Consider the following 15482-nt stretch of genomic DNA (forward strand, 5'->3'; position numbering starts at 1 on the left):
AAGCTACAATCTATTTACAAAGCGCAGATGTAAAGAATTTTGTAGCAAAAATTACATTACCTGAAAAATTCTTGCTCCAAGGGCAAGATTTTGAGATTTTAAAAGGATATAGTAAATAGCGTAGTTGTTGCGTGGTTCGGTTTTCCGCTGTCATTCCTGCAAGGCATTGTTGTGTGGATACACCGGGTCGTTATTGTGAGCAGCCATAGGCTGCGTGGCAATCTCATGAAATAATAACAAACTCCTGAGATTGCTTCGTCAATTGCTATGCAATTTCCTCGCAATGACGAAAAGTTAGAACCACACAACAACGTCTTTCAAAATAAAGGATAACGATGCTTACTTCATACGCTTCTGATCCTCTTAGAAGTAGGGGAAGATTATATAAGGAAATCCAGACCTCTTATAGAAACGAGTTTGAACGTGATCGTGATCGCATTATACATACTAATGCATTTAGGCGTTTGCAATATAAAACTCAAGTTTTTATTAATCACGAGGGAGATCATTACAGAAATAGGCTAACTCATTCTCTAGAGGTTTCGACTGTTGCACGTTCGGTTGCTAATACTTTAAATTTATCAAATGATTTAGCTGAGACAATAGCACTTGCTCATGATCTTGGGCATACGCCTTTCGGTCATGCGGGAGAGCGGGCTTTAAATGAATGTATGAGAGAGTATAACGGCTTTTCTCATAATGCTCAATCTTTAAAGATACTAACATTACTTGAAAAAAGATATGCGGCTTATAATGGAGTAAATTTAACATGGGAAGTTTTAGAAGGAATAGTAAAACATAACGGTCCTATACTAGGCGAGATAAATGAATATATAGCAGAGTATAATAAGCAAAATGATTTAGAACTTAGTACCTATGCATCAGCAGAGGCTCAAATAGCAGCTCTTGCCGATGATATTAGCTATATTTCGCATGATTTGGAAGATAGTATCGGTGCTAAAATTATCGATTTTAATAGTCTTGCTGAACTTAAATATATTGATCAACATGTTTTTGAACTCAAGTCAAAATTTAAAAATATTAGTTCCTCATGTCTGATTTATGAGGTAGTACGTAAGCTAATACATGAGTTAATTACCGATTTATTATGGCAAACAAAAGAAAATTTAAATAAAGAAAAAATTACTAACATAGATGAGATACGTAACTTGAATTATCAAATAGTGGATTTTACGGAAAAAACTAATGAAAATATTAAGGAAACTAAGAAGTTTCTTCATGAGCGAGTTTATAAAAGTAATAAAATTACGGCCATCAGCCTTAAATGTACTAAAATCGTACAAGGTCTGTTTAAGGTTTATATGGATGATATTAATTTATTGCCGGTTAATTGGAAAATGCTAATAGACTCTAATGAAACATATAGTAAAGCTAGAGTTGTTGCTGATTATATAGCAGGGATGACTGACCGTTTTGCCATTCAGGAATATAATCAGCTCTGCTCGACTTCCTACATAACTTGCTTCTAAGGGTAATTTGTGCGTTGCTCCGGTACTCGCATCCTCACGTACTAAAGTGTACGCTGTGGTGCTGCGTTCTGTGTCTCCTACAAATTCCTCCTTATTAGCGAGCGTTTGTAAGAATTCTATTCGCTGAATTTTAATAACATTTAATAATTATGAATATATTTAATCAATTGAAACAAGATATAATTGTGGCAAGTAGGCAATTATATAATAATCAAGAAATAGCAAATACTGCTACTATTGAAACACCGAAAGATAGTTTTAACGGTGATTTATCAAGTAATATTGCAATGATTATTGCAGCTAAAGAAAGTATTGCTCCTCGGGAAGTGGCTTTAAAATTTAAAGAAGTCCTTATAACATTACCTTATATTGCAAGTATAGAAATAGCAGGACCGGGCTTTATTAATTTTACTATAAAAGCTGATAGTTGGCAGGCATCAATAAAGGATATTTTACAGCATGAAGAAAAGTTTTTTGAAATTGATATAGATAAAAGCAGAAATATTAACATCGAGTATGTTTCGGCAAATCCCACCGGTCCAATGCATATAGGGCATGCTAGGGGTGCGGTATATGGTGATGTGCTAGCAAGGATTTTGCAAAAGGTAGGTTATTCCGTTACAAAAGAATATTATGTTAATGATGCAGGCTCACAAATAAATGATTTAGTTAGTACGGTATTATTACGTTATAAAGAGGCTTTAGGTGAGCAAATTACTATCTCTGCCGGGTTATATCCGGGAGAGTATTTAATTCCGCTTGGGCAAATTTTAGCGAAAGAATACGGCAATAAATTATTAACGATGAACGATGCTGAAAGGTTCAAAATAATCAAAAGTTTTGCCGTAGAAAAAATGCTTGATTTAAATAGAAAAGATTTAGCAGATTTAGGGATTAAACATGATATATTTTTCTCTGAGCAATCATTGCATGATAAAGGTGAGATAGAGGAAACAGTTAAACTACTGGAGCGTATGGGGCTAATTTATGAAGGTACGTTACCTGCCCCTAAAGGTAAAATTCACAAAGAGTGGGATAATAGAGTTCAAAAATTATTTAAATCTACTAAGTACAGTGATAGTCAAGATCGTCCTATAGAAAAAGCTGATGGAAGTTGGTCTTATTTTGCTTCTGATCTTGCATATGCTAAGGATAAAATAGCGCGGGGAGCGAATCACTTAATTTATGTACTTGGTGCCGATCATAGTGGATATGTTAAAAGAATTGAGGCAATAGTTAAAGCTTTAGGTAAGGAGCAGGTTAAAGTGGACGTTAAAATCTGTCAATTGGTCAATTTCGTTGAAAACGGTGTGCCGGTTAAAATGTCAAAACGTCTTGGGAGCTTTGCTAGTGTGCAAGACGTAAATCATGAGGTGGGGAAAGATATAATAAGATTTATGATGTTGACTAGACAAAATGATAAGCCACTTGATTTTGATTTGGTAAAAATGAAAGAACAATCAAGAGAAAATCCTATCTTTTATGTACAATATGCACATGTGAGAACGATATCTATTTTATCAAAAGCTAGAGAATTAATGCCTGAATCTTATAATAACTTTGAAGCAGGTAAGTATGATTTATCTTTATTATCCTCTGAAGAAGAAATTGAGATTATAAAACTTTTGGCTAGCTGGACAAAAACATTAGAAGCATCTGCAAAATATTTTGAACCGCATCGCATCGCATTTTATTTAATAAATTTAGCCTCAAAATTTCATTCTATGTGGAATTTCGGTAAAGAAAATAGCGATTATAGATTTGTAATTGAGAGCAATAAAGAATTAACTCTAGCACGCCTTGCTCTTGCAAGTGCCATACAGAAAGTTATAGCTAGCGGTCTCGAAGTGATAGGTGTAGAACCAATGAACAAAATGTAGTTAGGTTTTCATCGTCATTGCAAGGAGGTATTGCTCATGTGGATACCGAGTCGTCATTGCGAGCAGCCGTAGGCTGCGTGGCAATCTCATGAAATAATACTCCTGAGAGTGCTTCGTCAAAACTTACAATTTTTCCTCGCAATGACGTTTTTCTATTATCAAATTACTAAATATGATCAATAATATTTTTATTAAAATATTTCTAGTATTTTTAGTATGTATATCTGCTATTTATTTTGGTTATCAATATTATCAGAATAGCAAGCCGGTAATTACTATTTATCCTGATGAGCTGCCTACAAAAATAAAACCGTCTATAATAGAAAATAACCAAATAGCAGCAGTACATAGTACAATATATGAAAATCTTATTGCTAAAGATACAAATATTAAAACCGTAAAATTGCTCCCTGACCCTGAGAAACCTATGAGTATAGATTCTCGTAACCAAAGTCAAAGCGATGAATCTTTTGATGAAATATCTAACCTTATTGCATTAATAGAGCCAAATAATAACTCCAAAAATGAAACGGATTTAAATATAATAAAGCTTGAAAAAGGAAGTAAAGATAAGGTTAGTAATGCTAAAAATTGTAAAAATAATGAAAGTTATAAAGTACAACTAGGTTCGGTAAAATCTGAAGCAGAAGCAATGAAAGAAGGGGAAAGAATAAAAAAGCAATTCCCGAAAATTCTTAAAAATGTTGTTATCACAACCAAAAAAGTTAAATATGACGACGGCAAATTTTTCTATTTAATCTTAGCCGGTGATTATGGTAATCTTAGTCAAGCTAAAGCGGTTTGTAAGAAATTAGCTTATAATAAGCAGAGTTGTGTGTTGAAGTGATATTTGTATACTCTTATGTCATTCCTGCGAAAGCAGAAATCCATCATAAAGCGAGATAAATCGAGCTTTTAATTTTAAGAATTTGCTGTGTTTATACTTTTTTTCTGGATTCCTGCGAAAGCAGGAATGACATAGAGAACCACGCAACAACGACTGCTCGCAATGACGATAAATAAAAACTAAATAACTTATGAAAGAAGCTAAAATAGAAAATATTGACTTTGGTAATGCATTATCAGAGCGTTATCTTGCTTATGCGTTATCAACAATTATGTCACGTTCGCTTCCTGACGTACGTGACGGACTCAAACCTGTACATCGTAGGTTATTATACGCAATGCTACAGTTAAGGCTTGAGCCGAATTCCGGCTATAAGAAATGTGCAAGGGTGGTCGGTGACGTAATAGGTAAATACCACCCGCACGGTGATGTGGCAGTGTATGATACCTTGGTACGCCTTGCTCAGCATTTTTCGTTGCGTTATCCTTTAATTGATGGGCAGGGTAATTTCGGCTCTATCGACGGTGATAATGCAGCAGCTATGCGTTATACCGAATCACGTATGACGGACATATGTACATTATTAATGGAGGACATCGATAAAGATACGGTAGATTTTCGCCCTACTTATGATGATTCCGATTTAGAACCGGTAATAATGCCGGCAAGTTTTCCGAATTTACTAGCTAATGGTTCTGAAGGGATAGCAGTCGGTATGGCAACCAATATACCGCCGCATAATTTACATGAGCTTTGTGATGCTCTAATACATTTAATCGACCATCCGAAAGCTGAAATTAACGATATAATGAACTTTATCAAAGGTCCTGATTTCCCGACCGGCGGCATAATTATTGATAAAGCTGAAGTTATTAATGCTGCATATACTACTGGACGCGGTAGTCTTAGAGTGAGAAGCAGATGGGAAAAAGAGGAGCTAAGTTACGGTACATATCAGATAGTCGTAACCGAAATACCTTATCAGGTTCAGAAATCAAAACTTATAGAACAAATAGCAATATTACTAAAGGATAAAAAAGTTCCCCTTGTTAACAATATTAGAGATGAATCAACAGACATTATAAGGTTGGTTATAGAGCCGAGAGATCGGGGATGTGATCCGCAAATAGTTATGGAATCTCTATTCAAGCTAACGAATTTAGAAAGCCGCATTCAGTTAAATATGAATGTGATCGGCAGTAATAACGTGCCGAGAGTAATGAATATTTTAGAGATTTTACAAGAGTTTCTAGATCATAGACAAAATATTGTTACTCGCAGATCAACTTATCTTTTAAACAAAATCAAGCATCGTTTAGAAATTCTAAAAGGGCTTAGGATAGCTTATCTAAATCTTGATGAGATAATTAAAATTATTCGTGAAGAAGATGAGCCAAAAGCGATAATGATGGAGCGGTTTAAACTAACCGAAATACAAGTAGAAGCGATATTAAATACCCGTCTTCGCTCGCTTCGCACGCTTGAAGAGCAGGAAATTATTAATGAGCATAGTAATTTGCAGAAGCAACAAGCTATATTGGCAGAAATTCTAAATAATCCTAAAGAACTATGGAAAATAGTTAAAAAAGAAATCAAAACAGTACAAACGACATTTGGATTAAATACGGTAATAGGAGCAAGGCGTACAAGCTTTGAGGAAGTAACGCTTACGAATCAAGTAGTTGATATAACGGCTTTCATTACTAAAGAGCCGATTACTATTATCTGCTCAAAAATGGGGTGGGTGCGTTCGTTAAAAGGTCATAACACCGATTTATCGACTATCAAATATAAAGAAGGTGATGCAGAAAAATTTATTTTAGAAGCTTACACGACTGATAAAATATTAATAGTTAGTTCAGAAGGCAGATTTTTTACTTTGCTTGCCGATAATATTTCCAAAGGTAAAGGAACAGGGGAATCTATAAAACTACTTGTGGGTATAGGCAATAACGATATTACGAATATTTTAGTCTATAAACCTGATCAGCTTTTATTACTTGCAAGTAGTGTAGGTAAGGGGTTTTTAGTTAATTCAAATGAAGTAATGGCTCAAACAAAAATAGGAAAGCAAATTATGAATGTACCGGATGGTCATGTATGTATAGCTTGTTTACCTGTAAACGGGGATAGTATTGCTTGTATCGGTGAAAGTCGTAAATTACTGGTATTTAATATAGATGAAATGCCTGAAATGAAAAAAGGGCAAGGTGTAACGCTGCAAAAATTTAAGAATGCTAAGCTTCTAGATATTAAAATATTCAATAAAGAAGACGGCTTAGGTTGGAATAACAATGGAAAAGTAAAACTTGAGAAAAACATTGTTGCATTTTTAGGCAAAAGAGGTAGTACCGGTAAATTACCTCCTATGGGCTTCCCAAAAAATAATAGATTTTCATCATAATTATAATAAAGATTGAGTATATACAAAAAAATAGCATATTTTATATGGTTTGATATAAGCGAGTTATTTATAAATTCGCTTGTACCGTTCTATTATTAAAAGTTTTTATAGGCTTTTAAACTCATCTTACCTATTTAAATTAATAGATGTTACTATCTCCTACTCCTATAACATCAACCTGATCATCCTGATAACCTTCCTCTAATTGATAATATGTAAAATCTTCATTATTATTACTGAAAAGGTTATAAACACCAGTTAATAGCGTATTACTATCTTTGAAAAATTGAATTATAGTAGAACAATCCTCTCTAATTGTATCTATTAAAGGTTTTTCGATAGTGGCAGCCATAAGTGCTGGTACCTTTATTGCATCAAATTTGCTTATAACGTGGTTGGGGGGGCTTGAAATCTTTTTAAGGTAAAACCTATACTCATTAAATGAGGGATTGCAGTAATATATTTATCTATAATGGTTTCCATCATGTTTTTAAATACATTTAATATAGGAGAGAAAAGATTTTCATTGTCCTCTGCTGGTTTTTCGATGTTCTGAGTTACATATCTTTAGAGAATTATCCTGTTGCATATTAAAAAACTTCAATGCTGCCTCAAAATCCCTGTCTTTTGTATAGACTTTCTGAATATTTAAAGCATGTAATATTGTAAATATTTTTTTAAGTTGGAACTAGAAACAAAATTACATGCATCTTTAAATAATAATTTAGAAGCGGTTGCATATCTTGTAACTGCTTTTAATCCATTTACAAAGGAATATCCTGAGCTTGTAAATGGAGCATGATTCATAGTGTTACTCCTGTTTTAAAATAATAAAAATCATATATCACATGATTACCATATATTATGGTTGCATCACAATATATGGTAATCAGAGAAAATCAATATCTAAAAATAAAAAAAAGTAAAATATATAATTTTATTTAATCAAAAGGCAGTATAATATAAATTTTTCAAGGTTCGCCGGTACTTGAAGTACAAAAGCTAAGCATAATTTGACAAGAATTAGAGAGCTGTAAGCTAATAGAATGGTTTAAAGATTTAACAGAAGAGAAAAGAAGATTATTACAACGACAGAACTATAAAGTTTATTGATCGTTCAATTAAAAAAATGGAATAATCAAGGCATAAGATTGCTCTAAGCCTTAATTATAATAGTGATGGCAAATTAATTTGTAAATAATTAAAACTTAAGTTTTGTACCTATAAGACCAACAGTACCTCGTGTTGTTTTACTAGGTGCTTCAGGGGAATATACAGGTTTACCTTTAGCTTGGAAATGAGAAATTTCAGCATATGGTAATAAACCAGGCATGATTTTATATTCAGTAGCGAGGCTTACAGCATCAACGGTGTTTTTATATCTTGAAGTTTTAAGATATTCAAGACTTGTTTTTATAGGTCCTTGTCCATAAGCAACTGCCCCATTGTAATAATAGGTATCACGACCGACTTTATAATATTCCCTAGCGGTTAAGCTTTTACCTAAATTACCGTAAGAAGCACCACAAGAGAAATTACCGTAAGTAAATACAGCTCCAAGATTATATGCTTTTAAATTAGAAAGCTTATAGTTATTAAGCACTTGAATTGTAGTTCCGTCCATTTTAGCATGAATAAGACGACGAGCAGGCTTACCGTATTCCCCAGTGACAGATAATTTTAAGTCTGCATCTTCGCTAATTTCATGTTCATAAGTTAAGCCGGCAGAAAAAGCATCCCTAATATTCTGATTAATAGTCATGGTTTCGTTATTCTCTAATTTAACCGTCTTTATTCCGGTTTTAGAAACACTAACTCCATTTCTGCCTGAGCTTTCAAGCGTTAAATTATTTATATCTCTATTACCGCCTGTATTAGCAGTATCGGGAGTATAAGAAACTCCGGCTTGGAAGCCTTTCATTTTAGGCGTGAAAAAATTCAATCTTCTAGCTTTCTCAGCTTTATCATTGATTTGATCAAAAGAATTAGAGTATGACTCAAGATAAAAGCTAGCATTAGTATCAAAATCCGATTTTAAACCATTATATCGCATATATTGACTGTCAAGTAGAGCATATCTAGACCATCCTCCGGGACCTGCAGTTACTTGACTACCGGTAATACGCAACTTAGCGCTTGCATCAGCAGGAGAGCCGAGTTCTACTTTACCGTAACTAGTTTCAATAAAGATATGTGATCCATTATAACTTGTAGAGGTTTTTGCTCTTGTAGTAGGCTGAAGCACTATTTTAGCACCTGCTATTACATCATTGATAGTTTTAGCAATAGTGGCCGCAAACGCTGCTTCCGTGTAAAACCCTAGCTTTTTCCTGTTATCAGTTACATTTTTATCAAATAAAATTAAATGATCCTGTTTAATATAACCGCTTTCAAATAAATAGAATCCTTCTAATTTTATTTCAGTATCAGAATTAGAAATAACAGGTGTTGGATTTTTTTCGGCAAGACCAGCCGATGCAAGGCAAATAATACTTGCAGCTAATAATAATTTTTTCACTTTAATAAAGCTCCTAATAAACTTAAATATAAATCAACTACACATATAAATATAATAATACTTTTCAGAATTGACAATAAAAAACTATTTTAATTTGTAATAATTTAATTTTAAGTATATAACGTTGTATTATTATCACTATCATTATTCAATAGTCTCAAACTTATAGTTTGAAAGAAAAATTTTGTATTGTAAATAATTATGAGTTATAATCATTAGTTTATTAATTAAATACAAGTTTTGATTATGGCTATAATGTCAGATAAGTGGATAAAAGAAGCTGTTATAAATCAAAGTATGATAAGGCCCTTTGCGGAAAAGCAGGTAAGAGTGCATAATAAAGAAAAGATTATTTCTTACGGCTTATCTTCTTACGGCTATGATGCTAGAGTATCTAATGAATTTAAAATATTCACCAATATAAATTCTACTACGGTTGATCCAAAAAATTTCATTGAATATAATTTAGTTGATAGAGAAGTAGATGTGTGTATTATCCCACCTAATAGCTTTGCCCTTGGCAGAACTATAGAATATTTTAAAATACCGCGTGATGTATTAGTTATTTGTGTCGGCAAGTCCACTTATGCAAGATGCGGTATAATAGTAAATGTGACTCCGTTAGAACCGGAGTGGGAAGGACATGTAACTTTAGAGTTTTCTAATACTACTCCATTACCTGCTAAAATATATGCAAATGAAGGAGCTTGTCAGTTTTTATTTTTAAAGAGTGATCAAATTTGCGATACTTCATATGCCGATCGCCAAGGAAAATATATGAAACAAGTAGGCGTAACTTTACCGCTAACATAACTTTTTTATGTAGAAAATTATATTAAATTTTTAATAAGGATTTTTATGAGTACAATAAACACCGATACTAATGAGACAATGCCGCATATTTCCGTTAATGCACAATATATAAAAGATTTATCTCTTGAGAACCCTTCTACCCCGTCTTCTCTTGCGGCTTTGGATCAACGCCCTAAAATTGATTTATCTCTAGATATAAATATTACTAATTTATCGGAAGAAAATTTCTATGAAGTAGAGTTAAATATCGAGGCAATTGCAAGAAATGAGAAATATAAATTATTTCAGATAGAATTAAAATATGCTGGAGTATTTAATTTAATTAATATTGATTCTGAACAACATCCGGTTTTATTATCCGTTCATTGTCCGGCAATGATATTTCCATTTGCTAGAAAAATTATAGCTAGCTGTACTCAAGATGCAGGATTCCAGCCTTTAATGATTGATCCTATAGATTTTGGTGCCTTATATCATAAGAAAATGTCGGAGCATCAAAACTAAGAAAATCATTCAATTATTTAATAAATTTCGTTTTAAACACCATGGTTTTTAAATCACAGATAGAGCTTAATAGTAAAAATTTTATCAATTTGATTAAATATTCTTTACTTATGTTATTAATGAATGTATAAAGCACTAGATAAAAAATTATAATTTAGTTAACAATAATTAACTGTAATTAAAATAGCACAATATAAAAATTGAATTTTATGGAGAAAAATAATGAGAGTTTTGTTAATTGAAGGTGAGCCGGAAATGGCTAACTTAATTGAGCTAACTTTAGCTTCAGAAGGGATAGTTTGTGATAAAGCTTCAGTTGGTGTAGAAGGTTTAAGACTTGGTAAAGTTGGTGGTTATGATCTAGTAATCTTAGACCTTATGTTACCGGATATTAATGGTTTTGAGATATTACTAAGATTGCGTGCTGCAAAAATAAAAACCCCAATCTTAATTTTATCTAGCTTAACGGATACGTATCAAAAGATTACTGGTTTCTCTTCCGGAGCCGATGATTATCTAACCAAGCCGTTTGTAAGAGAGGAATTAATTGCTAGAATTAAAGCTATAGTTAGACGTTCTAAAGGTCATGCAGCATCAGTATTTAGGTTTGATAAGGTTAGCATAAACCTAGATACTAGAAGTGTAGAAGTTGACGGCAAAAAAGTACATTTGACGAACAAAGAATATGCTATTTTAGAGCTATTAATACTCCGAAGAGGAACTATCTTAACTAAAGAAATGTTCTTAAATCACTTATATAGTAGTGTTGATGAACCGGAAATGAAAATTATTGACGTATTTATTTGTAAACTTCGTAAAAAGTTAAGTGATGCTGCCGGTGGTAGAGATTATATCGACACAGTATGGGGGCGTGGTTATATGCTAAAAGAATATGATGAGTTACAACAAAAAGAAATTTTAGCACAAGGAGCATAATTAATGCCTTTATCTACTTCTTTACTTGGTAAAAAAAGTACTTATAAAGATAGTTATGATGTGACTTTATTATTTAAAATTCCACGTATAAATCATCGAAACGAACTTGGAATAAATAGTAATAATCTTCCGTTTTACGGTGTAGATGTTTGGAATACATATGAACTATCTTGTCTTAATAAGAACGGTAAGCCATGGGTTGGAGTAGGCACTTTTTATATACCGACGGATTCTGAAAATATAGTAGAATCAAAATCATTTAAATTATATCTAAATTCTTTTAATAACTTTGTTGTTGAATCAGTAAAAGAACTAGAAAGAATTATCTTGCAGGATCTAAGTAATGTTACACACGCTAAAGTAACAGGACGTATATTTCCTATAAATACAAAAGTAGAATTTGGTGTTCCAAGTGGTAAAAATATCGATGATTTAGATATAGTATGCAATAATTACGGTGCACCCGATAATAGTTTAATTGAGTATGAAGATGTTTTGGTAGAAGAAGAGATTAATTCTAATTTACTCAAATCAAATTGCCTAGTAACCGGTCAACCGGATTGGGGTACAATCGTTATAAAATATAAAGGAAAAAAGTTAAAACATGATTCTTTTCTGAAATATTTAATATCTTTTAGAAATTGTAATGAGTTTGCAGAGCAGTGTGCTGAGCGTATTTTTACAGATATTAAAAACGCTATAAGTCCTGATTTTCTTTCTATTTATATAGTATATACTAGGCGTGGAGGAATTGATATTTGTCCCTATCGTTCTACCGATAAAAGTTATACTTTACCTAGCGATAAACGATTTATTAGGCAATAATCACTTCATAAAAAAATCCGTTTGTAAGAAAGGTATTGTCAGTGTGGATTGAAAAACGCATCCGTTGTCATTCCGTGGCTTGACCACGGAATCTAGCTTAAAATACTAATATTATTAGTATTTTAGATTTTTTATGGACCCCGTGGGTCAAGCCACGGGGTGACACAGTGGATTTTACTGGTCCATCCAGCAATGTTCTGACTATACAGGAATGACATAAACGAGCCACGCAATAACGCTGATCAAGGCGGGGTAACAATCAAAAAATAATTCACGTAAGCAAGCTTTTCGCAGGATAGCAGTTAGTATAATTTTATGATTCTTTTGTAGGATTTTGTGGAGGCTTTAGGCTTTCTACTATTTTATTCAGGTCTATTTGACTACAGATCCCCAGTAATACGGGATCACGAGGACGAATAGAATTCATATTCCAATGGCTACGGGTTCTAATAGCATCTATAGTAATTTTAGTAGTACCTATTAATTTAATTATTTGATGGTCTTGGATGTTCGGATAATTAGACAATAACCAATATATAGCATCCGGTTTATCTTGACGTCTTGCTATAGGAGTGTATTTAGCATGCTGTTTTTTCTGATTTTTCATCAATTCATCAGCAGGGCTATATGAAATTTGTAAATTAGCATTAGGATCTTTACTACAACGCTCAATTTCCTCTAAAGTTAACTGACCGTTTGCAATTGGATTTAAACCTTTTATAGATTGTGCTACTTCACCGTCAGCCATACCTTTTATTTCAAATTCATGAATACCGCAAAAATCGGCAATTTGTTTAAAAGTTAAAGAAGTATTTTCAATTAACCACATAGCCGTAGCTTTTGGCAGAAGCGGTAATGTTTTTTGCGAATTCATGATAATTATTTTTTGGCTTAACTTAAGAAATTATAACCAATAGAGTTATTTAAGTCAATCTTCATTTAGAAACTTAACTATCTCCTCAACTACTTTCTTAGCATCGCCGAATAACATAAAAGTATTATCGTGATAAAATAGCACATTTTTTATACCTGCATATCCTGATGCCATAGAGCGTTTAATAAACAAAATCGTACGTGCTTTTTCGACATCGAGTACCGGCATACCGTAAATTGGACTGTTCGGATCATTTTTAGCAGCAGGATTAGTTACGTCATTTGCCCCAATCACAAGCACTACGTCAGTGGTAGCGAAATCTCTATTAATTTCTTCAAGCTCAAATACTTTCTCATAATCTATATTAGCTTCTGCAAGTAAAACATTCATATGCCCCGGCATTCTACCTGCTACCGGATGTACGGCAAAACGTACATTAATATCTGAACGTTCTAATATATCAACCATCTCTTTTATGATATGCTGAGACTGAGCTACTGCCATACCGTAACCGGGAACAATTATCACCGATGATGTATTAAGTAGTAAATGTGCCGCATCTTCAGGGCAGCTTGTTTTTGCTATTTTATCGTCGTCTATATCCTTGTTAATTCCAGTAGGTGCAGGCAAAAACGCCCCAAAAATAACCTTAATTAATGAGCGATTCATCGCTTTGCACATTATATAGCTAAGTATAGCTCCGCTACTACCGACTAATGCTCCAGTAATAATAAGTAGGCTATTGCTAAGCGTAAAACCTATACCTGCTGCCGCAAAACCTGAATAAGAATTTAGCATTGAGACTATAACAGGCATATCTACACCGCCTACCGGTATTATTAGTAATACTCCGATTAACAGTGATAAAAAGACTATTAGATTAAATAAAAATATATTCTCTGAACGAATAAACGATATTACTAGAATAACCAATATTATTGCCGTTAATAAGCATATATATTGCTGACCGTAGAATTTTAACGGGCTACTTTTCATTAAGCCTTGTAGTTTTAGAAAAGCTATAATCGAACCGCTAAAAGTTAAAGCACCGATAGAGACGCCTACTGATATTTCTATTAATGCATTAATTGGTAAACTTCCTGCTATCCCTATAGAAAAATTTTCAGGAGCAAGTACTGTAGCATAAGCTACAAATACCGCAGCAAGACCAACAAAAGAGTGAAATCCCGCTACTAATTGAGGCATTGCCGTCATGGAGATTTTAAGTGTGATAATCCCGCCGATTACAGCCCCTAATAATATGGTTGCTATAATGGGTAATTTATGAGTAAAATCCGGTAGGAAAAAAGTAACGACGACTGCTATCGCCATCCCCAAAATACCTATGGTACTGCCTAAACGTGCTTGTTTCTGTGAGGATAAGAATTTGAGTGATAGAATAAAGCAAACAGCCGCAACTAAGTATAATAACTGGATAATTTGTAGGGACATAGGTGAATGTATGTTTATATTATTAGCTATTTAGTGTCATACCGCGGCTTGACCGCGGTATCCAAAGAAATAAAAAAACCGGATCCCGCGATCAAATCGCGGTATGACAAATACACTTCAAGAACCATGCAACAAGGCTAAAAAGTAAATCCTATACCTATAGAAACTATTAAAGGATTAAGTTTAACTTTAGAGGTCACAGTTTTATTACCTACTAAATTCGGTTTATACTCAAGTTTAGGATTTAAGAAAAATTGTCTTACGTCCATATTGATTAAAGTATCATCTTTAGCATAAAAATCTACACCTATTTGTCCTACGGCACCGTGTCCGTTTCTAATTTTAAGACCGGCAGCTTGCGTAAGCATATAAGAACCGTGATAACCTATACCTATATATGGTCTTATTCCACCGTAAGGAGCTATATGAAATTGTCCGGTAACTGTTGCAGGAATCATATAAATAGGTTTGTTTTTCCCTAGTTTGACATTATCAACGCCATAATTATGAGCAACGGCTGCAAGGGATGTATATTTAGTGCGTAAAACATTAAAGCCAAGTGATAATTCAGTAGCTAAATAATTATTAAAGAATATAGTAGTGGACGCATCACCTCCATAACCGTTGTTTGCAACTTTTCCTACTAAAACAGGTTGAGGAGAGGTAGGAGTAGGTAATCCTTTTTGCTTAGCACTTGAAACAACACCTCCTAGACGCATCTTGAAAACTAAACTGCCTTCGTTTTCGTAATACGGTGTACTATCATAGTCAGGAGCAGAGTCTACATCATCATACATGCTTTTAGCAAAACTATTAATACTTATGCTGGATACAAACAAAATTATCCCTAATTTTTTCACTATTCTTAACATATAATTATAACCTTTACTTGCTTAAAATTGATTGCCGTATTATTATATAAAATTTTTGTTTATATTT

The 15482-nt window shown here is 33.2% G+C and carries 13 protein-coding genes and 1 pseudogene; 8 read left to right on the forward strand and 6 right to left on the reverse strand.

The features are described 5' to 3' along the window. Positions 1-335: 335 nt before the first annotated feature. A complete protein-coding gene (locus O6R16_RS01390) occupies positions 336-1490 on the forward strand; it encodes a deoxyguanosinetriphosphate triphosphohydrolase (RefSeq protein WP_499679694.1) in 1155 nt (384 codons plus the stop codon). On the opposite strand, the pseudogene O6R16_RS01395 reads toward O6R16_RS01390, so the two are convergent. Then, positions 1404-1610: pseudogene (locus O6R16_RS01395) on the reverse strand (palindromic element RPE1 domain-containing protein); the annotation flags it as partial. The gene O6R16_RS01390 and the pseudogene O6R16_RS01395 overlap by 87 nt on opposite strands. 29 nt (positions 1611-1639) lie before the next feature. On the opposite strand from O6R16_RS01395, the gene argS reads away from it, so the two are divergent. The 3 genes from argS to parC all read left to right on the forward strand — a co-directional run bounded on the left by argS (position 1640) and on the right by parC (position 6621). Further along, complete coding sequence (gene argS, locus O6R16_RS01400) at positions 1640-3370, forward strand: arginine--tRNA ligase (RefSeq protein WP_499679695.1); 1731 nt, start codon at positions 1640-1642, stop codon at positions 3368-3370. A gap of 172 nt (positions 3371-3542) precedes the next feature. Then, the gene (locus O6R16_RS01405; RefSeq protein WP_499679696.1) at positions 3543-4217 is read left to right on the forward strand and encodes an SPOR domain-containing protein; all 675 of its coding nucleotides are present in this window, start codon (positions 3543-3545) and stop codon (positions 4215-4217) included. A gap of 190 nt (positions 4218-4407) precedes the next feature. Next, positions 4408-6621: a DNA topoisomerase IV subunit A gene (gene parC, locus O6R16_RS01410; protein ID WP_499679697.1), complete on the forward strand. Its 2214-nt coding sequence runs from the start codon at positions 4408-4410 to the stop codon at positions 6619-6621. Positions 6622-6760: 139 nt separating this feature from the next. Here parC and O6R16_RS01415 read toward each other — a convergent pair whose 3' ends face one another. Together O6R16_RS01415 and O6R16_RS01420 are read right to left on the reverse strand one after the other, a co-directional pair. Beyond that, positions 6761-6973: a hypothetical protein gene (locus tag O6R16_RS01415; protein ID WP_499679698.1), complete on the reverse strand. Its 213-nt coding sequence runs from the start codon at positions 6971-6973 to the stop codon at positions 6761-6763. Between the two features lie 849 nt (positions 6974-7822). Then, positions 7823-9139: a porin gene (locus O6R16_RS01420; protein ID WP_499679699.1), complete on the reverse strand. Its 1317-nt coding sequence runs from the start codon at positions 9137-9139 to the stop codon at positions 7823-7825. A 246-nt stretch (positions 9140-9385) separates the two neighbouring features. Here O6R16_RS01420 and dcd point away from each other — a divergent pair, with 246 nt between their 5' ends. From dcd to queF, 4 genes are all read left to right on the forward strand, one after another. Beyond that, entirely contained in the window at positions 9386-9952 is a 567-nt protein-coding gene (gene dcd / locus O6R16_RS01425; RefSeq protein ID WP_499679700.1) for a dCTP deaminase, read from the forward strand. A 45-nt stretch (positions 9953-9997) separates the two neighbouring features. Continuing rightward, entirely contained in the window at positions 9998-10456 is a 459-nt protein-coding gene (gene secB, locus O6R16_RS01430) for a protein-export chaperone SecB (RefSeq protein WP_499679701.1), read from the forward strand. 222 nt (positions 10457-10678) lie between these two features. After that, a complete protein-coding gene (gene ctrA / locus O6R16_RS01435; RefSeq protein ID WP_010976784.1) occupies positions 10679-11392 on the forward strand; it encodes a response regulator transcription factor CtrA in 714 nt (237 codons plus the stop codon). 3 nt (positions 11393-11395) lie between these two features. Beyond that, positions 11396-12217 (forward strand): NADPH-dependent 7-cyano-7-deazaguanine reductase QueF, encoded by an 822-nt coding sequence (gene queF / locus O6R16_RS01440; protein ID WP_499679702.1) that lies wholly within the window; start codon positions 11396-11398, stop codon positions 12215-12217. A 313-nt stretch (positions 12218-12530) separates the two neighbouring features. Here queF and O6R16_RS01445 read toward each other — a convergent pair whose 3' ends face one another. The 3 genes from O6R16_RS01445 to O6R16_RS01455 form a co-directional block, all read right to left on the reverse strand. Then, entirely contained in the window at positions 12531-13091 is a 561-nt protein-coding gene (locus tag O6R16_RS01445; protein ID WP_499679703.1) for a cell cycle transcriptional regulator TrcR, read from the reverse strand. A 54-nt stretch (positions 13092-13145) separates the two neighbouring features. After that, entirely contained in the window at positions 13146-14543 is a 1398-nt protein-coding gene (locus O6R16_RS01450; protein WP_499679704.1) for an NAD(P)(+) transhydrogenase (Re/Si-specific) subunit beta, read from the reverse strand. Positions 14544-14680: 137 nt separating this feature from the next. Then, entirely contained in the window at positions 14681-15415 is a 735-nt protein-coding gene (locus tag O6R16_RS01455; protein ID WP_499679705.1) for an OmpW family outer membrane protein, read from the reverse strand. Between the last annotated feature and the right edge of the window lie 67 nt (positions 15416-15482).

The organism is Candidatus Rickettsia tasmaniensis, assembly GCF_036857515.1.
GTDB lineage: Bacteria > Pseudomonadota > Alphaproteobacteria > Rickettsiales > Rickettsiaceae > Rickettsia > Rickettsia rickettsii.

Bases quoted from the DNA above. Each gene is read 5' to 3' on its own strand.
- argS (WP_499679695.1), top strand. From the start codon at position 1,640: ATGAATATATTTAATCAATTGAAACAAGATATAATTGTGGCAAGTAGG.
- O6R16_RS01450 (WP_499679704.1), bottom strand. From the start codon at position 14,543: ATGTCCCTACAAATTATCCAGTTATTATACTTAGTTGCGGCTGTTTGC.
- O6R16_RS01405 (WP_499679696.1), top strand. From the start codon at position 3,543: ATGATCAATAATATTTTTATTAAAATATTTCTAGTATTTTTAGTATGT.
- O6R16_RS01415 (WP_499679698.1), bottom strand. From the start codon at position 6,973: ATGGCTGCCACTATCGAAAAACCTTTAATAGATACAATTAGAGAGGAT.
- O6R16_RS01455 (WP_499679705.1), bottom strand. From the start codon at position 15,415: ATGTTAAGAATAGTGAAAAAATTAGGGATAATTTTGTTTGTATCCAGC.
- dcd (WP_499679700.1), top strand. From the start codon at position 9,386: ATGGCTATAATGTCAGATAAGTGGATAAAAGAAGCTGTTATAAATCAA.
- queF (WP_499679702.1), top strand. From the start codon at position 11,396: ATGCCTTTATCTACTTCTTTACTTGGTAAAAAAAGTACTTATAAAGAT.
- O6R16_RS01445 (WP_499679703.1), bottom strand. From the start codon at position 13,091: ATGAATTCGCAAAAAACATTACCGCTTCTGCCAAAAGCTACGGCTATG.
- parC (WP_499679697.1), top strand. From the start codon at position 4,408: ATGAAAGAAGCTAAAATAGAAAATATTGACTTTGGTAATGCATTATCA.
- O6R16_RS01390 (WP_499679694.1), top strand. From the start codon at position 336: ATGCTTACTTCATACGCTTCTGATCCTCTTAGAAGTAGGGGAAGATTA.
- secB (WP_499679701.1), top strand. From the start codon at position 9,998: ATGAGTACAATAAACACCGATACTAATGAGACAATGCCGCATATTTCC.
- ctrA (WP_010976784.1), top strand. From the start codon at position 10,679: ATGAGAGTTTTGTTAATTGAAGGTGAGCCGGAAATGGCTAACTTAATT.